Here is a 23,666-nt window from a genome sequence, read left to right as displayed (position 1 = left end):
CGGGCAGCGGATGCTGGTCGTGACAAGGCCACTGTGATGAAATGCGACCCTTCGCTCCTTCGCCCTGCCCAGCCCGCCGTGAAATCCCGCCTGATACGCCAACTGCTGCTGCCACCGCTGATCATCCTGCTGATGATCGGGCTGGGCTTCGTCGGCTTCATCGTCAGCGAGAACAACGGCATCCGCACCCTCAGCGACAGCGGCGAGCGCGCGTTGGAACTGCATGCGCGCACGGTCGAGAGTGAAATCAGCAAATACACCTACCTGCCGAGCCTGCTGGAACTCGAAGACAGCGTCTCGCAACTGCTCACTGACCCCGACGGCAGCCAGCGCCAGGCAGTCAACGAATACCTCGAAGGCCTCAACCGGCGCAGTCGCAGCCGGGCGATCTTCGTGCTCGACACCAACGGCCGGGTACAGGCCACCAGCAACTGGCGCGACGCCGACTCGTTTCTCGGCGAAGACCTAGCGTTTCGTGCCTACTTCCAGGCCGCCGTGCGCGGCGAGCCTGGGCGCTTCTACGGGATCGGCACGACCACCGGCGAAGCTGGCTACTACCTGGCACACGGCCTGGAGGAGCACGGCAAGATCATAGGCGTCGCAGTGATCAAGGTACGCCTGGACACCCTCGAGGAACGCTGGCAACGCGCACGCCTGGAAGCCTTCGTCAGCGACGAGAACGGTATCATCATCCTCTCCAGCGACCCGGCCCGACGCCTGAAATCGGTGCGCCCGCTGACACCGCAGATCAAGGAACGCCTGGCGCGCAGCCTGCAATATTACTGGTGGCCGCTCAACGAGCTACAGCCACTGGCCCGCGAAACCCTCGCCGACGGCGTCGAAAAACTGACCTTCCCGGCCAACAGCGAAACCAGCCAGGGCAGCTCGCGCGAGGTCGCTTATCTGGCCCAGACCCGACGCCTGGCCGACACGCCCTGGCACTTCACCCTGCTCACCCCGCTACAGGACCTGCGCCGCGAATCGATAGTGCAGGGCGTGCTGGTGGGCGTGGCGTTCGCCTTGCTGGCGATCCTCGGCATCGCCTGGAACGAGCGGCGTAAGGTGATCGCCACACGCCTGGCCGCACGCGAGGCGCTGCAAGAGGCCAACAGCCAGCTTGAGCGACGCATCGCTGAGCGCACCGCCGACCTGCGTGCCAGTAACGAACGACTCAAGGGGCAGATTCGCGAACGCCGCCACGCCGAACAGACCCTGCGTCATGCCCAGGATGAACTGGTGCAGGCCGGCAAGCTGGCGGCAATCGGGCAAATGTCCACCAGCATCGCCCACGAACTCAACCAACCGCTAGCGGCGCTGCGCACGCTGTCGGGCAATACTGTGCGCTTCCTCGAGCGAGGTGCGCTGGAAACCGCCAGCACCAATCTGCGCACCATGAACGACCTGATCGACCGCATGGGACGCATCACCGCCAGCCTGCGCTCGTTCGCCCGGCGCGGCGACGACAGCGGACAGGCCTCGCTGCAAAAGGCCGTCGACGCGACCCTGCAAGTGCTGGCCAACCGCACCGGTACGTGCACGCTGCATTGCCAGTTCGACGATCAGCAACTGGCGATCGACCAGACACGCCTGGAACAGATCCTGGTCAACCTGATCGGCAACGCCCTCGACGCCATGGCTAGCCAGCCTCAGCCGCAACTGTGGCTGGAAGGCGAAATTCAGGGCGACAAATACCGCCTGCAAGTGCGCGATAACGGTCACGGCATCGACCCGGAGGCGCGCAAGCACTTGTTCGAACCGTTCTTCACCACCAAACCGGGCGAACATGGCCTGGGCCTGGGCCTGACCTTGTCGGCCAGCCTGGTCACCGCAGCCAAGGGCACCCTGAGCGTCGAACACCCCGCTGCCGGCGGCACCGCGTTCGTCCTCGCCCTGCCCCTGGCCTCTCCCCCCCGCGAATCGGCAGACCTTCCATGAACCAAGCCCCCCTTACCGTCCTGATTGTCGAAGACGACCCGCATGTGCTGCTCGGCTGCCAACAGGCGCTGGCCCTGGAGGACATCGCGTGCGAGGGTGTCGGCAGCGCCGAACAGGCCCTCGAACGCATCGGCGATGACTTTGCCGGCATCGTGGTCAGCGATATCCGTCTGCCAGGCATCGATGGCCTGGAATTGCTCAACCGCCTCAAGGCCCGTGACCGAAGCCTGCCGGTGGTGCTGATCACCGGCCACGGCGACATCGACATGGCGGTCGGCGCCATGCGCAACGGCGCCTACGACTTCATGGAAAAGCCCTTCTCGCCCGAGCGCCTGGTCGATGTGGTACGACGCGCGCTGGAGCAGCGCGGCCTGTCGCGCGAGGTAGTCGCCCTGCGTCGCCAACTGGCCGAGCAGAACAGCCTGGAGGGCCGCATCATCGGCCGTTCACCGGCCATGCAGCAACTGCGCGAACTGATCGCCAATGTCGCCGATACCTCGGCCAACGTGCTGATCGAAGGCGAGACCGGTACCGGCAAGGAGTTGGTCGCGCGCTGCCTGCACGACTTCAGCCGCCGCCAGGGCCAGCCGTTCGTAGCCCTGAACTGCGGCGGCCTGCCCGAGAACCTGTTCGAAAGCGAGATCTTCGGCCACGAGGCCAATGCCTTCACCGGCGCCGGCAAGCGCCGTATCGGCAAGATCGAGCACGCCAATGGTGGCACGCTGTTCCTCGACGAAGTGGAAAGCATGCCGATCAACCTGCAGATCAAGCTGCTGCGGGTGCTACAAGAGCGGACCCTGGAACGCCTGGGCTCGAACCAGAGCATTGCGGTGGACTGCCGGGTGATCGCCGCCACCAAGTCCGACCTCGACGCCCTCGGCCAGAGCGGACAGTTTCGCAGCGACCTGTACTACCGGCTCAACGTGGTAACCCTGGAACTGCCACCGCTGCGCGAGCGGCGCGAGGACATCCTGCAACTGTTCGAGCACTTCCTGCAGCAATCGGCACTGCGCTTCGATCGCCAGGCACCTGAACTCGACAGCCAGACGCTGTCGCGGCTGATGGCCCACGACTGGCCGGGCAACGTGCGCGAACTGCGCAACGTGGCCGAGCGCTACGCCTTGGGTCTGCCGGCGTTCAAGAAAGGCGCGAGCGGCGCGGCCAGCGCAGGGCTGGGTTTTGCCGAGGCGGTGGAGGCGTTCGAGCGCAACCTACTGAGCGAAGCGCTGCACCGCACCGGCGGCAACCTCAGCCAAGCCAGCCAGGAACTGGGGATGGCTAAGACCACGCTGTTCGACAAAGTGAAAAAATACGGCCTCGGCTGACCTGCCCCCAACTCGGAACCGCAACGTGGACCTGATATTCAAAGCCGCCTTGGGCGCTGGCGTGGTGGTGCTGCTGGCGATCTTGTCGAAAACACGCAACTACTACATCGCCGGGCTGGTGCCGTTGTTTCCCACCTTCGCCCTGATCGCCCACTACATCGTCGGCAAGGGCCGCTCGGTGGCCGACCTGAAGGCCACCATCGTGTTCGGGATGTGGTCGATCATTCCGTACTTCGTGTACCTGGCGACCCTATACCTGCTGGTCGAGCGCCTGCGCCTGGAAACCTCGCTGGCACTGGCGACCGTAGCCTGGCTGATGGCAGCGAGTGTACTGGTGACGCTGTGGGTGCGGATGCACTGAAGGTTTGCAGGATACGCCGAGGTACTCACAATCCGGCGAGGTGGGTCGCGTCTTGTCGGTGGGCCTGCAAGTAGGGCAGCACGGCCCCTAGCAAAGGCTGCTTGAATGGCTCCTGGAAACGGTGCGCCAAGCCCGGAATCAGGCGCAGTTGGCTACCTTGGATATGCGCCGCCAGGTGCACGCCATGCATCACCGGCAACAGTGGGTCGGCTGTGCCGTGCACCACCAGGGTCGGCACCCGCAACTGATTGAGCAGTTCCACCCGGCTCGGCTCGGCAAGAATCGCCATGATCTGGCGTTTGACACCTTCCGGGTTGAACGCCCGGTCATAAGCCTGCGCGGCCTGCTGCAGCAGCACGGCGCGGTCATCCTTGACCTGAGGGCTGCCCAGCGCTGCCAACAGGTCGGCCTGCTGCTCAATGGCCACTTCTCGGCTAGGCGCACTGCGCCGGGCCAGCAACTGCACCAGCGCCGGATTGGGCGCAGGCAAGCCTGCGGCCCCCGAACTGGACATCACCAGCGTGAGGCTGCGTACCCGCTGCGGTGCCATGGCTGCAATGTGTTGAGCGATCATCCCGCCCATGCTCACCCCCAACACATGGAACTGGCGAACGTGCAGCGCATCCATCAGGCCGAGGCCGTCACCGGCCATGTCGGTCAGGCTGTAGGGCGCCGACACCGGCAGGCCGAGCTTGTAGCGCAACAGCTCGACGGTGAGATTGGCCGAGTCAGGCAGACGATTCCAGCGCGACAGGCCCACGTCGCGGTTGTCATAGCGAATCACCCGAAAGCCCTGGCGGCAAAGCGCCTCGACCACATCGTCCGGCCAATGGATCAGTTGCCCGCCAAGGCCCATCACCAGCAGCAACGCAGGATCACGGGGCGCGCCGACGCTCTGGTAGACCAGGCTCAGCTCACCCAGCTCGGCGCGTTGCACCGGAACGTGAGGGTCGCAGCGACCTTCGGCGAAGCTCGCCTGCGCCACGACCTGCAAGAAAACAAAGAACAGAAACGCCCGCATGAAAGAAACACCAGAATGCAGATCCCCAGTAGAGCGCGAGTCTGATGAAGTTCATGCCGGCGCGCTGCCACAAAACCGTGACAATTTCGTGAACCTTGCCGAGTGGTCGTGCGCGAGCGGACCAGCGCGGCTTGCACGTCGGCGTTCAACAATATCGACAGCACACTCAACATGAGGGAAACTCAACGTCATTCCCTGTTTACCCGCGATATTGCTCACGGAGCCCTTGTGCTGGAAATCCGCCACCTGAAAACCCTTCATGCCCTGCGCGAGGCCGACAGCCTGGTGGAGGCTGCCGAACGCTTGCACCTGACCCAATCGGCGCTGTCGCATCAGTTCAAGGAGCTAGAGGAGCGCCTCGGTCTGCCACTGTTCGTACGCAAGACCAAGCCGATTCGCTTCACCAGCGCCGGCCTGCGCCTGCTGCAACTGGCCGACGCCACCCTGCCACTGCTGCGCGGCGCCGAACGCGACATCGCGCGGCTGGCCGGCGGTACTGCCGGGCGCCTGCACATGGCAATCGAATGCCACAGCTGCTTCCAGTGGCTGATGCCGACCATCGACCAGTTCCGCGACGCCTGGCCCGAGGTCGAGCTGGACCTGGCCTCGGGCTTCGCCTTCGCGCCGTTGCCGGCACTGGCCCGCGGCGACCTCGACCTGGTGGTGACCTCCGATCCGCTGGACTTGGCCGGCATCACCTACGTGCCGCTTTTTACCTACGAAGCGATGCTCGCGGTGGCCAACCAGCATGCGCTGGCCAGCAAACCGTACATCGTGCCCCAGGACTTGCTCGACCAGACCCTGATCACCTATCCGGTGGAACGCGACCGCCTGGACATATTCACCCGCTTCCTGGAGCCCGCCGACATCGAGCCGGCAGCGGTACGCACCTCTGAACTGACGGTGATGATGATGCAGCTGGTGGCCAGCGGGCGCGGCGTGTGCGGCATGCCGCACTGGGCGCTGCACGAGTACAGTTCGCGTGGCTACGTCAAAGGCAAGCGTCTGGGTGAAAAAGGGCTGTTCGCCACGCTCTACGCGGCGGTGCGCACCGACATGCTCGATGCACCGTACATGCGCGATTTCCTGCTGACCGCCAAGGACACCTCGTTCGCCACGCTCGACGGCGTCAGCGCGGTGCGTTGAGGCGCTCGCGCCACAACGGCAGGATCAGGTCACGGGTCAGCGGCGCGAGCTCAAGCGTCAGCGTGTCGCTCGCCGCCAGCCACACCACCTCTTCGATTTCAGCCGCCGGGGCTACCGCCTCGGCGCAATCGACGCAAAACAGCTCGGCTTGCACCTGGAAGCCTGGCTCGTTGGCTGCCGGCGCGCTGAAGCGCCCGAGGTGAACGACCTGGGCGGGGTCGAGCTGTAAGCCCAACTCCTCGTGCAACTCGCGCACCAGCGCCTGGGCAGGCGACTCACCCGCATCGATCTTGCCGCCAGGCTGCATGAAGGCCACGGTGCCACGCTTGCGCACCAGCAGGGTACGGCCCTGCGGATCGAGCAGCAGGGCAGCGGCGATGTGGATAGTCTTGGGCATGGCGGACTCGCGGTTTTCTTCGGGGTGAGCAGGATACCGGATTCGAGCCGCCTGAAAGCGCATGTTCGCGCCCAAGCAACCCTTCAAGACAGCCCGGCGCCCAACCCGCCCGGCGATTTTTCATTTCCTCGTGCCCGTCCGGCGCTGGCGAAATGCGGGTTAACCGGGCTATGGTCGCGGTTTGTCCAGGCCCTGAGCCTGACCGAGCCATTCGCAAGGACCCCGTATGAGCCTGTCACTTCTCAGTCGCTATGCCTGCTTCGCCGCCTGCGTGCTGTTCACCCTGGCCAGCCTGCCCTTCGTGCACCACGAATGGTTGTGGCCATTCACCCTGGCCACCGGCGTGCTCAGCCTGATTGGGGTATTCGACCTGTTGCAGCAGCGTCACGCGGTACGCCGCAATTATCCGATCCTGGGCAACATCCGCTATCTGGTCGAGGGCATTCGCCCGGAGATCCGCCAGTACCTGCTGGAAGCCGACAGCGATGCCCTGCCCTTCTCCCGGGCACAACGCTCGCTGGTGTATGCCAGGGCCAAGAACGAAGCCTCGGACAAGCCCTTCGGCACGCTCATCGATGTGTATCAGTCAGGCTTCGAGTTCATCGGCCACTCGATGCGTCCGGCACCGCTGGCAGACCCAGCAAGCTTTCGGGTGACGGTCGGCGGGCCACAGTGTACCCAGCCGTATTCGGCGTCGATCTTCAATATTTCGGCGATGAGCTTCGGCTCGCTTAGCGCCAACGCCATCCGCGCCCTCAATCAAGGCGCCAAGCTCGGCAACTTTGCCCACGATACCGGCGAAGGCAGCATCAGCCCTTATCACCGCGAGCATGGCGGCGACCTGACCTGGGAGCTGGGCAGCGGCTACTTTGGCTGCCGCACGCCGGATGGGCGTTTCGACCCTGAGCGCTTCGCCGCCCAGGCACAGAATCCGCAAGTGCGGATGATCGAGATCAAGATGAGCCAAGGCGCCAAGCCCGGCCACGGTGGCATCCTGCCCAAGCACAAGGTCACCCAGGAGATCGCCGACACCCGTGGCGTACCGATGGGCGAAGACTGCATCTCGCCGTCACGCCACAGCGCCTTCTCCACCCCCATCGAGCTGATGCACTTCATCGCCCGACTGCGTGAGCTGTCCGGTGGCAAGCCGGTGGGTTTCAAATTCTGCCTGGGCCATCCCTGGGAGTTCATGGGGATTGCCAAGGCCATGCTGGAAACCGGCATCCTTCCCGATTTCATCGTCGTCGATGGCAAGGAGGGCGGTACTGGCGCAGCGCCGGTGGAGTTCACCGACCATATCGGTGTGCCGCTGCGCGAGGGCTTGCTGTTCGTGCACAACACCTTGGTGGGGCTGAACCTGCGCGACAAGATCAAGCTCGGTGCCAGCGGCAAGATCGTCAGCGCCTTCGACATCGCCAGCGTGCTGGCCATCGGCGCCGACTGGGCCAACTCGGCACGCGGTTTCATGTTCGCCATTGGCTGCATCCAGTCGCAAAGCTGCCATACCAACAAATGCCCTACCGGTGTCGCCACCCAGGACACGCTGCGCCAGCGCGCCCTGGTGGTGCCAGACAAGGCCCAACGGGTGTTCAATTTCCACCGCAACACCCTGCGCGCATTGGCCGAGATGCTGGCCGCCGCCGGGCTCGAACATCCATCGCAACTACAAGCCAAGCATTTGGTACGGCGTGTATCGGCCACCGAGATCAAGCTGTTCTCGCAGATGCACGTGTTCCTCAAGCCCGGCGAGTTGCTGACCGGCGAGGTGAACGGACAGTTCTATTCGCGCATGTGGCAACTGGCGCGGGCGGACAGTTTCGAACCGCACAGTGAAGAGGCGGCCTGACCGGCCATCCGCTCGGGGCAAGCGCATGCCGCTGATGCCCCGCGAGCCCCGGACGTTTCCTACAAATTTTTCCCCGAACCCGACCACCGTCTAAGCTTCAGGCAAGCAAGACGCAAATACTGGCCGGACTCAAGACTATGGGCGCACTGTGGCAATCGGAACCAAGCAGAACGGAAGCACCCAAAGCACCCCAGGCTGAAGCCCCATCGCCCCTGAAACCCCGCCAGCGCCGCCTGTGGTGGCGCTTGATCCTGCTCGTGCTGGTGTTGGCGCTGCTCGCCTTGGGCTACGCCGCCTGGCAGGAAATCCAGACCTCACGCCTGCAATCGCGCGAGTTCAGCCGCCTGGCCAGCACCCTCACCTACAGCCTGCAACCGGGCCCGAGCGATGCCATCGTCTACCCCGGCGACGGGCCATTCGACAAGCGCCTGGGCTACAGCGCCCTGGGCGAATTCCTGCCACGGCTGCTCAAACGCGACTACCTGATCAACCAACAGGTGCGCTTCTCCCCGGCGCTGATGCGCTATGTCGAACACGGTCTGTTCGTGCCCTTCGTCGAGAAGATCCAGGCTGGTCTATCGATCACCGACTGCCGCGGCGACATGCTCTACCAGTACAGCTACCCCCAACACCTGTACGCCAACTTCGCGGCCATTCCCCCGGTCATGGTCAACAGCCTGCTGTTCATCGAGAACCGTGAGTTGCTCGACCCGAAAGATCCACAGAACAATCCCGCGGTGGACTGGCCGCGCTTCGCCAAGGCCGCGTACAGCCAGTTGGCCAAATACCTGGCGTTGCCCGGCCAGTCGGCCGGCGGCAGCACCCTGGCCACCCAGTTGGAGAAATACCGCCACTCCCCCGACGGGCTGACCGTCTCCGGTGCCGAGAAGATCCGCCAGATGATCTCGGCCAGCGTGCGCGCCTACCAAGGCGGGCCGGACACCACCGAGGCGCGTGAGCGCATCGTGCGCGACTACCTCAACAGCGTACCGCTGTCGGCGGTGCCGGGGCATGGCGAGGTGCATGGCATGGCCGAGGGCCTGCGGGTGTGGTACGGCGCGGACTTCGACCAGGTCAACCAGGCGCTGATGTCGACCGCCAGCGACGAGAAGAGTCTGGCCGAACGTGGCCTGGCCCTGCGCCAGGTGCTGTCGCTGATGATCGCCCAGCGCCGGCCTTCTTATTACCTGTCTAAAGGCCGCCTGCAACTGGCCGAGCTTACCGATTCGCACATCCGCGTGCTGGCCGCCAACGGCATCATCGAACGCCCGCTGGCGGACGCCGCACTGGCCAGCAAGGCGGTGTACCGCGATTGGGTAGCCCAGCCGACCATCGTGCCGATCATCACCAACAAAGGCATTAGCCTGGCCCGTAACCGCCTGGCGGCGATGCTCAACCGCCCGCTGTACGACCTTGATCGCCTTGACCTGTCGGCGACCAGCACGTTGCAGGCCGACCTGCAGGTGCAGGTCAGCCAGTACCTGAAGAACCTCGCCGATCCAGCCTTCGCCGCACAGCTGGGGCTGATCGGCGAACGCCTGCTGACCAGCAAGACCACCGACCAGGTGAGCTACAGCTTCACCCTGTTCGAGCGCACCGCCGATGGCTCGCGGGTGCGGGTGCAAACCGACAGCACCGACCAGCCGTTCGATATCAACGAGGGCAGCAAGCTGGAGCTGGGCTCCACCGCCAAGCTGCGGGTGCTCACCACTTACCTGGAGATCATCGCCGAACTGCACGACAAGTACGCCGGCAAGCCGGCAGCCGAACTCAAACAGGTGCCGGTGGCCGAACTCGACCGCATCAGCCAGTGGTCGCTGGAGTGGCTGATGCAGAACAGCAAGAACCAGAGCCTGGACGCGATGCTCGACGCGGCGCTGGAGCGCAAGTACTCGGCCAACACCGGCGAGGCCTTCTTTACCGGTGGCGGCATGCACGTGTTCAACAACTTCCGCAAGGAAGACAACAACCGTAATCCGACACTCAAGGATGCACTGCGCGAGTCGATCAACCTGCCCTTCATCCGCCTGATGCGCGACATCGTGCGCTACGTCACCTACCAGCAGCCTTTCAACCGCGAACCGTTGCTCAAGGACGACGCCGACCCGCGCCGCCAGGAATACCTGGCGCGCTTCGCCGACCGCGAAGGCACCAACTACATGATGCGGTTCTGGAAAAAATACCAGCGCAAGACCTCGCAGCAACGCCTGGACACCTTCCTCGACAGCCTGCGCGTTACCCCGCAACGCCTGGCAGCCGTGCACCGCTACCTGTTCCCCGAAGCCGGCCAGGAAACCTTCAACCGTTTCGTACGCGCCCACAGCAAGGGCGACAAACAGGACTTGGCCAAGCTCACCGACAGCCGCCTGGTGGAAATGTACGCAGCCTACGGCCCCGGCAAGTTCGACCTGCCTGACCAGGGCTTCATCGCCAAGGTGCACCCGCTGGACCTGTGGATGCTGGGTTACCTGCTGAAGAACCCCGGCGCCTCGCTCAAGGACACCCTCAACGCCAGCCGTTTCGAGCGCCAGGAAGTGTACGGCTGGCTGTTCAAGAGCCGCTACCAAGGCGCCCGTGACAGCCGCATCCGCACCATGGTCGAGATCGAGGCCTTCACTGACATCCATCAGCGCTGGAAGCGCGTCGGCTACCCGTTCGATCACCTGGTCCCGTCGCTGGCCACCGCCATCGGCAGCTCCGGCGACCGGCCGGCGGCGCTGTCGGAGCTGGTGGGGATCATCCAGAACGACGGCGTGCGCCTGCCCACCCTGCGCATCGACACCTTGCACTTCGCCCAAGGCACGCCTTACGAAACGCAACTGATCAGCGACCCGGACCGTGGTCAACGGATCCTCCCGGTGGAGGTGGCGCGAGCACTCAAGGGCGCCATGTCACAGGTGGTCGACGCCGGCACCGCACGGCGAATCTCTGGCAGCTTCAAGCTGCATGACGGCACCCCACTGGTGATGGGCGGCAAGACCGGTACCGGCGACAACCGTATCGAAAGTTTCGGCGCTGGCGGTCGGTTGATCGGCTCGCGCTCGCTGAACCGTACGGCAACCTTCGTGTTCTACCTGGGCGATAACCACTTCGGCACACTCACCGCGTTCGTCTCGGGGCGTTCGGCCGAGGCCTTCACCTTCACCTCGGCGCTGCCCGTTCAGGTGCTCAAGGGCATGGCGCCAATCCTCCTGCCGTACCTCGAACCGGGTAACCCGAACGCCTGTAAAGCACCGCAAGTGGCGCTGGTTCCGCTGGGCAGGCCGGACCTATCGATCAATTAGATGAGAATGATCCGCATTTTTACGCTTGTCTTTAGATATATCTTGAGTAATATCTTTCGATATATCTAAACGACGGAGCCTTGTGCGATGCGCGAGTATGATCCCTTCGAACGCCGCCCCGGCCGCGGCGAACGCGGCCCGCGAGTATTCGCCCCGGGTGACCTGAAGCTGCTGATCCTGTCGATGCTGGCCAAGCAGCCCGGCCACGGCTACGACCTGATCCGCCAGATCGAAAACCTCTTCGACGCCAGCTACAGCCCGAGCCCCGGCGTGATCTATCCCACCCTGAACTACCTCGAAGAAGCCGAACTTATCAGTGGCCAGGTGCAAGGCAGCAAGCGCCTGTATGCCATCACCGACGTAGGCCGCCACGCCCTCGCCGAGCAGGCTGTGGCCTTGGATGGCGTGCACATGCGCATCGAAGTGAGCAAGCGCGCCCTACGCGGCCACGACCGCCCGCCCGAGATTCACGAAGCCGTCGGCAACCTGCGCCATGCCTTGCACATGCACAGCGGCCATTGGACACCCGACGAAATCGAGCGGGTACGTACCCTGCTCAACGACACCGCCAAAGCCATTGCCGCAGGGCCCACCACTACGGAGAACACCCCATGAGCGACACCATCCATCGCGTCAATCACGAGATCCGTCAACGCCGTCTTGTGGTGCTGCGGGTCACCGAGCTGACCCCGCGCATGCGCCGCATCACCCTCGGTGGCGCGGAGCTGGCCGGTTTCACCAGCCTGGGCACAGACGATCACATCAAGCTGCTATTCGCCGAAACGCCTGAACAGCAACACGCCCTCGACGCCCGCAACCTGGGCCGTGACGGCGGTGCCAAGCCGACCATGCGCGAGTACACGCCGCGGCGCATCGACCTGGTCAACCTGGAGCTGGACATAGATTTCGTCCTGCATGGCGACGGTCCTGCATCTACCTGGGCGGCCCAGGCAGCACCGGGGCAAACCTTGCACATCGCCGGCCCCCGCGCCTCGATGGTGGTGCCCGATATCTTCGACAGCTACCTGCTGGTCGGTGATGAAACCGCGATCCCGGCCATTGCCCGCCGCCTCGAAGCACTGCCTGCCGGGCGCCAGGTGCTGGCAGTGATTCAGATCGAGGACGAGCACGAGCGCCAGGCACTGGCGAGCCAGGCGCACGTCGAGGTGATCTGGGTGCATCGGCATGCGCAGGATCTGCTGGACGTGCTGCAGCACCTGGCACTGCCCCAAGGTCGTTTGTACGGCTGGGTGGCGCTGGAGAAGGCGTTGACTCGCGAGGCCAAGGCACTGCTGCTGGACAAAGGCGTGCCGGATGATGCCTTGAAAGCAGCAGCTTACTGGCGGGCCGATGGCACCGCCGAGGACGCGTAAGGTTTACCCGGCGTGGGAGCGAGCCGCGATGAGCCCATCGGCATCAGCGCGAGCGGCGCCCACGCCACCGGTCCAGGCCGAGCAACACCAGCCCAATCCCCCAGAATCCCGCCAGCACGCCCGACGCGTTGATCATCGCTTGCCCATACCCCAACTGCGCCACATCAATGAACGGGTAGGGATAAACGCCAATCTGATGCCCGCGAAACAGTACCAGGACAAAGTAAAGCGCCGGGTACAACGCCCAGGCGGCCAGATGCCAGAGACGCAAGTGACCTTTCGGCACGGTGCACCACCAATAGCAGACGAACAGCACCGGCATGACGTCGTGCAGCAGTTCATCGGCCACCCATTGCCAACCTTCGGGCTGCCACAGGTGGCGCAGCAACAGGCTATAAGCTGAGCCCACCAACACGATGCTGGCTGTAACACAGCCGGTCACTGCGGGTGAAAGCCACCAACGCCGCGCGGCCGATGGGTGCCCGAACGCGGCCTGGCTGAGCACCGTGGCCGCCAGCGTGTTGCTCAGCACGGTGAAGTAGCAAAACAGGTTGATCAGCCCACCGACTAGGCTGGCCTGCTCTTGCCACCGCGCCAGTAGCACCAGGTAGAGCTGGATCGCCAACCCCGCCCATCCGAGCACGGCCGCCAGAGTCAGCCAGGGGCGAGACGGCATCAGGCTGTACGCTGCAACTTCACGTACAACTGCTCGACCTTTTCCCGGGCCCAGGGCGTCTTGCGCAGGAACGTCAGGCTCGACTTGATGCTGGGGTCGCTTTTGAAGCAGCGGATATCGACGCGCTCGGCCAGGCCCTGCCATTGGTAGTGCGCCACCAGCTCGGTGAGGATCTGCTCGAGGGTCTTGCCGTGCAGCGCGTTGTGTTGGGCCGTGCTCATGCCAGTGCTCCTGATTCGGGAAGGTGCGCACATTACACGAGTGTAGTGGGCCAGTGGAGCGCAAAGAGCCGGCATCGCACGCCTCGTGTAGGAGCGGCCTCGTGCCGCGAAGGGGCGCACAGCGCCCCCCGACAGTCTTGTATGAGGCTGACATCCTGGGGCCGCTTACGCAGCCCTCTCGCGGCACGAGGCGGCTCCTACACTGGACCGCACCAGCCGCGAGAGGGCAATGGCGTGGGTCGATATGGAGATGTTATATTGTAACAATACTCATGTCTGCCAAGGAACGCCACGCCCCCATGCGTCACATCCCACTGCGCCTAACACCTCTCGCCGCCTTGTGGCTGGCATCGTTCCCCAGCCACGCCGTGGAGCTGCAACCCCAGGTGATTACTGCAAATCCGCTGGGCAATGCCCAGTTGGCCGCGCCAAGCTCCGTGCTCGAAGACGACGACCTGCTGCAACAGCAACACAGCAGCCTCGGTGAAACCCTGAACAAGCAGCCCGGCGTCGCCTCTACCTGGTTCGGTCCCGGCGCCAGTCGCCCGGTGATCCGTGGCCTGGACGGCGACCGGATCCGCATCCTGCGCAACGGTGTAGGTGCACTGGACGCCTCGTCGCTGTCGTATGACCATGCCGTGCCCCTGGATCCGGTCAACGTCGAGCGCATCGAGATCGTCCGTGGCCCCGCCGCCCTGCTCTACGGTGGCAACGCCATCGGCGGGGTGGTCAACACCTTCGACAACCGCATCCCCGACTCACCCATCGACGGCATCCACGGTGCAGGCGAGCTGCGCTACGGCGGCGCCGACACCACCCGCAGCAGCGCCGGCAAGCTCGAAGCCGGCAATGGTGAATTCGCCCTGCACCTGGACGCCAGCAGCCGCGCGTTCAACGACCTGCGCATCCCCGGCTACGCCCGCAGCGACAAAGTGCGCGACCCCGACGATCCGGGCAGCAAGCACCGCCTGGAGAACAGCGACGGTCGCCAGGACGGCGGCGCCATCGGCGGCTCCTACCAGTGGGATCATGGCTACGCCGGCCTGTCCTACAGCCGCTACGACAGCAACTACGGCTCGGTGGCTGAGTCCGGTGTGCGCCTGGACATGCAGCAGGACCACTACGCCTTTGCCTCCGAACTACGCGATCTCGATGGGCCGTTCAGCTCGGTCAAGCTCGACGCCGGCTACACCGACTACGTGCACCGCGAGATCGAAGATGGCGAGGTCGGCACCACCTTCAAGAACAAGGGCTACGAGGCCCGCATCGAGGCCCGCCACCAGCCACTGGGCCCCGTCGAAGGGGTCGTTGGGGTCCAGCTCAACCGCAACGAGTTCTCCGCGCTGGGCGAAGAGGCCTTCGTGCCACACAGCGACACCGACACCTTGGCACTGTTCGCACTCGAACAATGGCAGGCCACCGAGCGCCTGAACCTGAGCCTGGGCGCACGTCTGGAACATACCCGTATCGACCCGGACGCCAAGGGCAACGCGACCTTCGCCACGGCCGACAGCGACAGCACGTTCAACGCCTTCAGCCTCTCCTCGGGCGCCGTGTATCAGCTCGACCCAGTCTGGGCCCTGGCCGCCAGCCTCGGCTACACCGAGCGCGCACCGACTTTCTACGAGCTGTATGCCAATGGCGCCCACGTCGCCACCGGCGCCTATGAAGTGGGCGATGCCAGCCTGAACAAAGAGAAAGCCATCTCCGCCGACCTGGCCCTGCGCTTCGATAACGGTATCCACAAGGGCAGCATCGGGGTGTTCTACAGCCACTTTCGCAATTACATCGGCCTGATCGACAGTGGCAACACGCGTCTTACCGACGAAGGTGACGAATTCCCCGAACTGCTCTACCAAGGGGTGCGCGCACGCTTCTACGGCATCGAGGCGCAGGACCGCTGGCAGTTGCTGAAAAACCCCTACGGCAGCTTCGCCCTTGAACTCTCTGGCGACTACACCCGCGCCAACAACCTCGACAGCGGCGAGCCGCTGCCACGCATCGCCCCACTGCGCCTGAACAGCGGCCTGGTGTGGGAGCTGGACCGCTGGCAGGCACGGATCGATGTGCAACACGCCGCCTCGCAGCACCGCAAGCCGAGCAACGAGACCAGCACCGATGGGTACACCACCCTGGGCGCAAGCGTCGGTTACCGCTTCGACGTCGGCCAGAGCCAGTGGCTGGCATTTGTCCGTGGCGAGAACCTGACCGACCAGACCGTGCGCTATGCCAGCTCGATCCTGCGCGACATCGCGCCAGCGCCAGGGCGTAGTGTCGAGGTAGGGCTGCGCACAACGTTCTGATCGCAAGCACCTCAGGCAAGGGGCGTCGGGGCACCGACGCCACTTACCGTTAGGCACGAGTACTGTTACCTGATCAGCAACAATCCCCTGCGACATTTTGTCTTTTTTTCTTACATTTTCCCCTATATCCTCCCCGCCGCAAGCTGAAACGCTTCATCAGCACAATTTACTGCCATTTACCTCGAAGACTGCACGCTTCGATGCGTTTGCCGTTTCTTCAATAATTAAAAGACAGCGCTATCCCATGCTTCATCTGCCCGTTTTTCGATACCCCAGCCTCGCCCTGGCGACCCTGCTCGCCAGCCTCTCAGCGGCCGCCCAAGCGCACGACATGTTCGCCAAGGACTCTCCCTGGATGTTGGGCGACTGGAACGGCACCCGCACCGCATTGCGGGAAAAAGGCTACGACTTCACCCTCGGCTACACCGGCGAGATGGGCAGCAACCTGCGCGGTGGCTACAGCCATGATCGCGCCGCGCGCTACAGTGACCAGTTCACTCTGGGCGCGCACATGGACCTGGAGAAGCTGCTCGGCTGGCAAGCCACCGAGTTCCAGCTCACCGTCACCGAGCGCCATGGCGACAACATCAGCAACGACCGCATCAACGACCCCCGCGTCGGCGGCTTCACCTCGGCCCAGGAAGTCTGGGGACGCGGAGAAACCTGGCGCCTGACGCAAATGTGGATCAAGCAGAAGTACTTCGACGGCGCACTGGATGTGAAATTCGGTCGCTTCGGCGAGGGCGAGGACTTCAACAGCTTCCCCTGCGACTTCCAGAACCTGGCGTTCTGCGGCTCCCAGGTCGGCAACTGGGTCGGCGGCATCTGGTACAACTGGCCGGTCAGCCAGTGGGCGCTTCGGGTCAAGTACAACCTGAACGAACAGCTCTATGCACAGGTCGGAGTGTTCGAGCAGAACCCCTCCAACCTCGAATCGGGCAATGGCTTCAAGCTCAGCGGCAGCGGCACCCAGGGTGCGATCATGCCGCTCGAATTGGTCTGGACGCCACGTATCGGGGGCCTGAAAGGGGAATATCGCGCCGGGTACTACTACAGTAATGCCAAGGCTCAGGATGTTCTCAAAGACCGCACCGGTACTCCGGCGGCCATCAGCGGCGCAGCCTACCGCAGCCGTTCGAGCAAGCATGGGCTGTGGCTCGGCGTGCAGCAGCAAGTGAGCGCGCAGGCATCCGACCAGTCCCGTGGCCTGAGCCTGTTCGCCAACGCAACGGTGCACGACAAGAAGACCAATGCCATCGACAACTATGTACAGGCAGGTTTGGTTTACAAGGGGCCGTTCGATGCCCGCGCCAAGGACGACATCGGTTTCGCCTTGGCCCGCGTGCACGTCAATCCCGGCTACCGCAAGAACGCCCGCCTCGCCAACCAGGCCGCCGGCCTGGACGACTACGACAATCCAGGCTTCCTGCCCGTGCAGGACACCGAATACAGCGCCGAACTCTACTACGGCATTCACCTGGCCGACTGGCTCACCGTGCGTCCGAACCTGCAGTACATCCGCCATCCCGGCGGCGTGTCGCGGGTCGATGACGCGCTGGTCGGCGGCTTGAAGATCCAGAGCAGTTTCTAACCCAACCTTTTCACACGACGGAGAACCTTTGATGAGCACTCAAGGTGCCAAAACTGGAACCCGCTGGCTGACCCGCCTGATGGGCGTGTTGTTAGTGCTGATGGGCCTGGCCCTGCTGGCCGGCGGCATCAAGCTGAGCCTGCTGGGCGGCTCGTTCTACTACCTGATCGCAGGCCTGGGCTTCGCCCTATCGGGCGTCCTGCTGCTGGCCATGCGGCGCATGGCCCTGGGCCTGTACGGCTTGGTGTTGCTGGGCAGCACTGTCTGGGCGCTGCTGGAAGTCGGCCTGGACTGGTGGCAACTGGTGCCACGCCTGGCCATCTGGTTCGCCATCGGCGTGGTGCTGCTGCTGCCATGGGCACGCCGCCCGCTGAACGGCCCAGCTGCGACGCTCAACACCGCGCTGCTGAGCGCCGCGGTGGTTGCCTCGGGCGCCACTGCGGTAGCCAGCCAGTTCACCCACCCAGGCGAGATTCGCGGCCACTTCACCCGCGACAGTAGCGAAATGGCCAGCGCCGCGCCGGCCATGCCTGATGGCGACTGGCAAGCCTATGGCCGTACCGAGTACGGCGACCGCTATTCGCCACTGCGCCAGATCACCCCGCAAAACGCCTACCAGCTCACCGAAGCCTGGCGCATTCGCACCGGGGACCTGCCCACCGGCGACGATCCGGTTGAGCTGACCAACGAAAACACTCCACTCAAGGCTAACGGCATGCTCTATGCGTGCACGCCGCACGGCCGAGTACTGGCCCTGGACCCTGACACCGGGGCCGAGATCTGGCGCTTCGATCCGCAGATCACCAGCCCAACCAAGACCTTCAAAGGCTTTGCCCACATGACCTGCCGTGGCGTCTCGTACTACGACGAGAACAGCTACGTCAGCCGCGACGGCAGCCCGGCACCGAAGATCAGCGACGCAGGCCAAGCCGTGGCTCAAGCCTGCCCACGCCGCCTCTACCTGCCCACCGCCGACGCCCGCCTGATCGCCATCAACGCCGACAACGGCAAGGTCTGCGAAGGCTTCGCCAACCAGGGCCAGATCGACCTGACCCGCGGCATCGGCCCGTTCACCGCAGGTGGCTACTACTCCACCTCGCCCGCTGCGATAACTCGCGAGTTGGTGATCATCGGCGGCCACGTGACCGACAACGAGTCGACCAACGAGCCGTCCGGGGTGATCCGCGCCTACGACGTGCATGACGGCCGCCTGGTGTGGAACTGGGACAGCAACAACCCGGACGACACCAAGCCACTGGCGGACGGCAAGTTCTACAGCCGCAACTCGGCCAACATGTGGTCGCTGGCCAGCGTCGATGAAGAACTCGGCATGGTCTACCTGCCGCTGGGCAACCAGACCCCCGACCAGTGGGGCGCCGACCGCACTCCGGGTGCCGAGAAGTACAGCGCTGGCATCGTCGCCCTGGACTTGGCCACCGGCAAGGCGCGCTGGAACTACCAGTTCACCCACCACGACCTGTGGGACATGGACGTCGGTAGCCAGCCGACCCTGGTTCACCTCAAGACCGATGATGGCGTCAAGCCTGCGGTGATCGTACCGACCAAACAAGGCAGCCTGTACGTACTCGACCGCCGCGACGGCACCCCGATCGTGCCGATCCGCGAGATCCCGGTACCGCAAGGCGCGGTCAAGGGCGACCATACCGCCCCGACCCAAGCACGCTCCGACCTGAATCTGCTCGGCCCAGAACTGACTGAACAGGCCATGTGGGGCGCCACGCCGCTCGACCAGATGCTGTGCCGTATCCAGTTCCGCAGCCTGCGTTATGAGGGCCAGTACACCCCACCGTCCGAGCAAGGCACGCTGGTCTATCCGGGCAACGTCGGCGTATTCAACTGGGGTAGCGTGTCGGTCGACCCGGTGCGCCAACTGCTGTTCACCTCGCCCAACTACATGGCCTTCGTGTCGAAGATGATTCCGCGCGAACAGGTAGCCGAGGGCAGCAAGCGCGAAAGCGAGACCAGCGGCGTACAACCGAACGCCGGTGCGCCGTATGCCGTGACCATGCACCCGTTCATGTCGCCGCTCGGCATCCCGTGCCAGGCGCCGGCCTGGGGCTATGTGGCGGCTATCGACCTGTTCACCAACAAGGTGGTGTGGAAGTACAAGAATGGCACCACCCGTGACAGCACCCCGGTGCCGCTCGGTCTGCCCGTGGGCGTGCCAAGCATGGGCGGCTCGATCGTCACCGCCGGTGGCGTGGGCTTCCTCAGCGGCACCCTGGACCAGTACCTGCGCGCCTATGACGTGAGCAATGGCAAGGAACTGTGGAGCGCCCGCCTACCGGCTGGCGGCCAGGCGACGCCAATGACCTATACCGGCAAGGACGGCAAGCAGTACGTGCTGATCGTCGCCGGTGGCCATGGCTCGCTGGGCACCAAGATGGGCGACTACATCATCGCCTACAAACTCGGCGAATAAGCCGTACGTGCGGTGGTGGCGACACCACCGCACACACCGCCCTCACTGGGCGTACTGCCGTGTCCACTGCCTGGCCGTGTCGTCGAACGCCTTGCGGGTACACAACCACTGCTCGGCGATGTCCGCCTGCAGCGGCTGCTCCGGGTTCGGCTCGCACAACAGCGACAGGATGCTCATCAGCACCTTTTCCACGGTCAGCGCCGGTGACCAGTTGCTGCCCAGGATATCCAGGCCCACCTCACCCTCGCTGCCAACGTTGGGGTGATAGATCCGCGTCACGAACCGCACCTTCAACGGTGATACCGGGTAATCCTGCGGGAATGCCAAAGCCAGGAAGAACACCCCGCCCTCGTAGGGCGTGCCCGAAGGCCCCATGATCGATGCATTCCACGCGAACAGGTCGTTGTCGCTGGAAGGCCCAGCCGAACAACCCGCCGGCGGATCCTTGACCATCATCGCCAGCTCTTTCTGAATCCTTTGCAATGTCGCCATCGGCAGCCTCATATCCGGTTGAGTGGAGCACAACTTCGCAACCGCGACAGTGACAGATCGTTCATCCGCCGGCCATTGAAACCTGTAGCGCGCCTCCCCATCTAAGCACCCATAGCCATTCACGCAGGTGCCCCATGAGCGACCAGCAGGATTTCCCGGAACATCCCGACGAACATAGCGCAGTCGAACACCTCGACCCTTCGGCCGGCACTGGCCACCACCTCGCCCTGCCTGGCCAGCAACTGCCGGACAAGGTGTACGTGATCCCGATTCACAACCGCCCGTTCTTCCCCGCACAAGTGCTGCCGGTGATCGTCAATGAAGAACCCTGGGCCGAAACCCTCGACCTGGTGGCCAAATCCGAGCACCACAGCCTGGCGCTGTTCTACATGGACACCCCGCCAGAAGACCACCGCCACTTCGATACCAAGGCCTTGCCCGAGTACGGCACCCTGGTCAAGGTGCACCATGCCAGCCGCGAGGGCGGCAAGCTGCAATTCGTCGCCCAGGGCCTGACCCGGGTGCGTATCCGTACCTGGCTCAAACACCATCGCCCGCCCTATTTGGTCGAAGTCGAATACCCGCGCCAGCCGGCCGAGCCGACCGACGAAGTCAAGGCCTACGGCATGGCCCTGATCAACGCGATCAAGGAGCTGCTGCCGCTCAACCCGCTGTACAGCGAGGAGCTGAAGAACTACCTTAACCGCTTCAGCCCCAACGACCCTTCGCCGCTGACCGACTTCGCCGCCGCGCTCACCTCGGCCAACGGCAACCAGTTGCAGGAAGTGCTCGATTGCGTGCCCATGCTCAAGCGCATGGAAAAGGTCCTGCCCATGCTGCGCAAGGAAGTCGAGGTCGCGCGCCTGCAGAACGAGATCTCCGCCGAGGTGAACCGGCAGATCGGCGAGCACCAACGCGAGTTCTTCCTCAAGGAGCAGCTCAAGGTCATCCAGCAGGAGCTGGGCCTGACCAAGGACGACCGTAGCGCCGACCTCGAACAGTTCCAGCAGCGCCTGGAAGGCAAGACCTTGCCTGAGCAGGCGAAAAAACGCATCGACGAAGAAATGGCCAAGCTGGGCATCCTCGAAACCGGCTCGCCCGAGTACGCCGTCACCCGCAACTACCTGGAGTGGGCCACGGCCCTGCCGTGGGGCCAATACGGTGCGGACAAACTCGATCTGCCCCACGCGCGCAAAGTGCTCGACCGCCATCACGCCGGGCTCGACGACATCAAGGAGCGCATCCTCGAATTCCTCGCCGTCGGCGCCTGGAAAGGCGAGATCAGCGGCTCGATCGTACTACTGGTCGGCCCGCCCGGGGTCGGCAAGACCAGCATCGGCAAGTCCATCGCCGAGTCGCTGGGCCGGCCGTTCTATCGCTTCAGCGTCGGCGGCATGCGCGACGAGGCCGAAATCAAGGGCCACCGGCGTACCTACATCGGCGCGCAACCGGGCAAGCTGGTGCAGGCGCTCAAGGAGGTCGAGGTGATGAATCCTGTGATCATGCTCGACGAGATCGACAAGATGGGCCAGAGCTATCAGGGCGACCCGGCCTCGGCCTTGCTCGAAACCCTCGACCCCGAGCAGAACGTCGACTTCCTCGACCATTACCTGGACCTACGCCTGGACTTGTCCAAGGTCTTGTTCGTGTGCACCGCCAACACCCTGGACTCGATCCCTGGGCCGCTGCTCGACCGCATGGAAGTGATCCGCCTGTCGGGCTACATCACCGAAGAAAAGCTCGCCATCGCCAAGCGTCACCTGTGGCCCAAGCAACTGGAAAAGGCCGGCGTGTCGAAGACCAGCCTGAGCATCAGCGACAGCGCCCTGCGCACGGTGATCGAGGGTTACGCCCGCGAGGCGGGTGTGCGCCAGCTGGAGAAACAGCTAGGCAAACTGGTGCGCAAGGCCGTGGTAAAGCTGCTCGACGACCCCGAAGCCAAGCTCAAGATCGGCAACAAAGACCTGGAAGCCGCCCTCGGCATGCCGGTATTCCGCAGCGAGCAGGTGCTGGCTGGCAAAGGCGTGATCACCGGCCTTGCCTGGACCAGCATGGGCGGCGCTACCCTGCCCATCGAGGCCACGCGCATCCATACCCTGAACCGCGGCTTCAAGCTGACTGGCCAACTGGGCGAGGTGATGAAGGAATCGGCTGAAATCGCCTACAGCTACATCAGCTCGAACCTCAAGCAGTTCGGCGCCGACCCAGCATTCTTCAACGAAGCGTTCATCCACCTGCACGTCCCCGAAGGCGCCACGCCCAAGGACGGCCCCAGCGCCGGCATCACCATGGCCAGCGCCCTGCTGTCGCTGGCCCGTGACCAGGCGCCGAAGAAAGGCGTGGCCATGACCGGCGAGCTGACCCTTACCGGGCAGGTGCTGCCGATCGGCGGGGTGCGCGAAAAAGTCATCGCGGCGCGCCGACAGAAGATCTTCGAACTGATCTTGCCCGAAGCCAACCGTGGGCATTTCGAAGAGCTGCCGGCCTACCTCAAGGAAGGGCTACAGGTGCATTTCGCCAAACGCTACGCCGACGTGGCGAAGGTACTGTTCAGTTGAGAGGACCGAGGTGCGGCATGTCGACTTGCCCCACAGGCGCGCCTCGGTGCGTCGCGCTCGGCCATGCTTGAGCGCGACGATTGCGGCCTGCGCTTGCAGCTGAGCATAATCAACGTCGTTTGCGCCAGGCTCGGGCGAGCGTGGCAATAAGAAGGCATCGCCTGCCTCCGACGGCATCGGCCAGCCCTGCCTGTCCGGTTGGCGCTTCGATCCCCGACACGGAGCCACCATGCACTACCAACGCGTACTGTTCCTCCTAGGCCTCACCCTGCTCGGCGCCTGCGCGCAACAACCGCCACGCAGCGTTGAACTGGACGCCGAAAGCGAATGCCCCCAGCGTCTGCACGTGGGCCAGAGCCTGACCCTGACCCTGCCCAGCAATCCGACGACGGGCTACCGCTGGCTGCTGCAAAACCCCGCCTCAGGCATCCTGCGCAGCCTCGGCCCTGAGGTCTACAGCGACCCGCAAGAGGCCGGCATCGTCGGTAGCGCGGGGCTCTCCACCTGGCGTTTCCAGGCGAGTGCAGCCGGTGACGGCCAACTCGTGCTGGTGTATCAACAGCCGTGGGCACCGGAAGTTCGCCCGGTGCAGACCTTCGACTGCGCCATTCGCGTGCGCTGAGCGTGCCGCGCCGGTCAGCAGGCCATGCAAGCTTGGCGTGGTTTGGCTAGAATGCCGCCCCTCTGGATTGCA

At 64.2% G+C, this 23,666-nt stretch carries 18 protein-coding genes; 13 read left to right on the top strand and 5 right to left on the bottom strand.

The features are described from left to right. Positions 1 to 36: 36 nt before the first annotated feature. The 3 genes from ACNFIC_RS17610 to ACNFIC_RS17600 are packed head-to-tail and all read left to right on the top strand — an operon-like array spanning position 37 to position 3,621. Positions 37 to 1,935, top strand: a complete 1,899-nt coding sequence (locus tag ACNFIC_RS17610) for a sensor histidine kinase (protein WP_138221110.1) — start codon at positions 37 to 39, stop codon at positions 1,933 to 1,935. After that, the gene (locus ACNFIC_RS17605) at positions 1,932 to 3,260 is read left to right on the top strand and encodes a sigma-54-dependent transcriptional regulator (RefSeq protein WP_138221109.1); all 1,329 of its coding nucleotides are present in this window, start codon (positions 1,932 to 1,934) and stop codon (positions 3,258 to 3,260) included. The genes ACNFIC_RS17610 and ACNFIC_RS17605 overlap by 4 nt, the downstream gene beginning before the upstream one ends. A 34-nt stretch (positions 3,261 to 3,294) precedes the next feature. Beyond that, positions 3,295 to 3,621, top strand: a complete 327-nt coding sequence (locus ACNFIC_RS17600; protein WP_138221178.1) for a GlpM family protein — start codon at positions 3,295 to 3,297, stop codon at positions 3,619 to 3,621. Positions 3,622 to 3,646: 25 nt separating this feature from the next. Here the strand turns inward: ACNFIC_RS17600 and ACNFIC_RS17595 are convergent, their stop codons facing one another. Further along, positions 3,647 to 4,642, bottom strand: coding sequence for an alpha/beta fold hydrolase (locus tag ACNFIC_RS17595; RefSeq protein WP_138221108.1), 996 nt, complete (start codon positions 4,640 to 4,642; stop codon positions 3,647 to 3,649). Between the two features lie 228 nt (positions 4,643 to 4,870). Between ACNFIC_RS17595 and metR the strand changes: the two genes are divergently transcribed. Next, positions 4,871 to 5,788: a transcriptional regulator MetR gene (metR, locus tag ACNFIC_RS17590; protein WP_134693470.1), complete on the top strand. Its 918-nt coding sequence runs from the start codon at positions 4,871 to 4,873 to the stop codon at positions 5,786 to 5,788. On the opposite strand, the gene ACNFIC_RS17585 is transcribed toward metR, so the two are convergent. Then, entirely contained in the window at positions 5,772 to 6,185 is a 414-nt protein-coding gene (locus ACNFIC_RS17585; protein WP_138221107.1) for an NUDIX hydrolase, read from the bottom strand. The genes metR and ACNFIC_RS17585 overlap by 17 nt on opposite strands. Positions 6,186 to 6,411: 226 nt before the next feature. Between ACNFIC_RS17585 and ACNFIC_RS17580 the strand changes: the two genes are divergently transcribed. The 4 genes from ACNFIC_RS17580 to ACNFIC_RS17565 all read left to right on the top strand — a co-directional run bounded on the left by ACNFIC_RS17580 (position 6,412) and on the right by ACNFIC_RS17565 (position 12,688). Beyond that, complete coding sequence (locus ACNFIC_RS17580) at positions 6,412 to 8,031, top strand: FMN-binding glutamate synthase family protein (RefSeq protein ID WP_138221106.1); 1,620 nt, start codon at positions 6,412 to 6,414, stop codon at positions 8,029 to 8,031. Between the two features lie 137 nt (positions 8,032 to 8,168). After that, complete coding sequence (locus ACNFIC_RS17575; protein ID WP_416781520.1) at positions 8,169 to 11,315, top strand: transglycosylase domain-containing protein; 3,147 nt, start codon at positions 8,169 to 8,171, stop codon at positions 11,313 to 11,315. A gap of 87 nt (positions 11,316 to 11,402) precedes the next feature. Next, positions 11,403 to 11,930 carry a PadR family transcriptional regulator gene (locus tag ACNFIC_RS17570; protein ID WP_138221104.1) on the top strand — a complete coding sequence of 176 codons (528 nt, stop codon included), beginning with the start codon at positions 11,403 to 11,405 and terminating at the stop codon, positions 11,928 to 11,930. Continuing rightward, entirely contained in the window at positions 11,927 to 12,688 is a 762-nt protein-coding gene (locus ACNFIC_RS17565) for a siderophore-interacting protein (protein ID WP_138221103.1), read from the top strand. Before ACNFIC_RS17570 ends, ACNFIC_RS17565 begins: the two co-directional genes overlap by 4 nt. A gap of 43 nt (positions 12,689 to 12,731) precedes the next feature. Here ACNFIC_RS17565 and ACNFIC_RS17560 read toward each other — a convergent pair whose 3' ends face one another. Both ACNFIC_RS17560 and ACNFIC_RS17555 read right to left on the bottom strand, forming a co-directional pair. Beyond that, positions 12,732 to 13,364, bottom strand: coding sequence for a Pr6Pr family membrane protein (locus ACNFIC_RS17560; protein WP_138221102.1), 633 nt, complete (start codon positions 13,362 to 13,364; stop codon positions 12,732 to 12,734). After that, the gene (locus ACNFIC_RS17555; RefSeq protein ID WP_138221101.1) at positions 13,364 to 13,585 is read right to left on the bottom strand and encodes a VF530 family DNA-binding protein; all 222 of its coding nucleotides are present in this window, start codon (positions 13,583 to 13,585) and stop codon (positions 13,364 to 13,366) included. The genes ACNFIC_RS17560 and ACNFIC_RS17555 overlap by 1 nt, the downstream gene beginning before the upstream one ends. A gap of 299 nt (positions 13,586 to 13,884) precedes the next feature. Here ACNFIC_RS17555 and ACNFIC_RS17550 point away from each other — a divergent pair, with 299 nt between their 5' ends. The 3 genes from ACNFIC_RS17550 to ACNFIC_RS17540 all read left to right on the top strand — a co-directional run bounded on the left by ACNFIC_RS17550 (position 13,885) and on the right by ACNFIC_RS17540 (position 19,922). Then, on the top strand, positions 13,885 to 15,888 hold the full coding sequence (locus tag ACNFIC_RS17550) for a TonB-dependent receptor (protein WP_416781519.1): 2,004 nt from the start codon (positions 13,885 to 13,887) through the stop codon (positions 15,886 to 15,888). Between the two features lie 244 nt (positions 15,889 to 16,132). Continuing rightward, positions 16,133 to 17,479, top strand: a complete 1,347-nt coding sequence (locus ACNFIC_RS17545) for a carbohydrate porin (protein WP_138221099.1) — start codon at positions 16,133 to 16,135, stop codon at positions 17,477 to 17,479. A 31-nt stretch (positions 17,480 to 17,510) separates the two neighbouring features. Further along, positions 17,511 to 19,922, top strand: coding sequence for a glucose/quinate/shikimate family membrane-bound PQQ-dependent dehydrogenase (locus tag ACNFIC_RS17540; protein ID WP_416781518.1), 2,412 nt, complete (start codon positions 17,511 to 17,513; stop codon positions 19,920 to 19,922). Between the two features lie 42 nt (positions 19,923 to 19,964). Here the strand turns inward: ACNFIC_RS17540 and ACNFIC_RS17535 are convergent, their stop codons facing one another. Continuing rightward, positions 19,965 to 20,414 (bottom strand): ubiquitin-conjugating enzyme E2, encoded by a 450-nt coding sequence (locus ACNFIC_RS17535; RefSeq protein ID WP_138221097.1) that lies wholly within the window; start codon positions 20,412 to 20,414, stop codon positions 19,965 to 19,967. A 134-nt stretch (positions 20,415 to 20,548) separates the two neighbouring features. On the opposite strand from ACNFIC_RS17535, the gene lon reads away from it, so the two are divergent. Then, positions 20,549 to 22,972 carry an endopeptidase La gene (lon, locus tag ACNFIC_RS17530; RefSeq protein ID WP_138221096.1) on the top strand — a complete coding sequence of 808 codons (2,424 nt, stop codon included), beginning with the start codon at positions 20,549 to 20,551 and terminating at the stop codon, positions 22,970 to 22,972. Positions 22,973 to 23,201: 229 nt separating this feature from the next. Beyond that, positions 23,202 to 23,594: a protease inhibitor I42 family protein gene (locus ACNFIC_RS17525; protein ID WP_416781517.1), complete on the top strand. Its 393-nt coding sequence runs from the start codon at positions 23,202 to 23,204 to the stop codon at positions 23,592 to 23,594. Positions 23,595 to 23,666 lie beyond the last annotated feature (72 nt).

Source organism: Pseudomonas sp. NY15463, from assembly GCF_048068415.1.
Lineage (GTDB): Bacteria > Pseudomonadota > Gammaproteobacteria > Pseudomonadales > Pseudomonadaceae > Aquipseudomonas > Aquipseudomonas mosselii_C.
The sequence above is the reverse complement of the archived record's forward strand: the minus strand, read 5'-3'. Positions and strand labels throughout refer to the sequence as shown.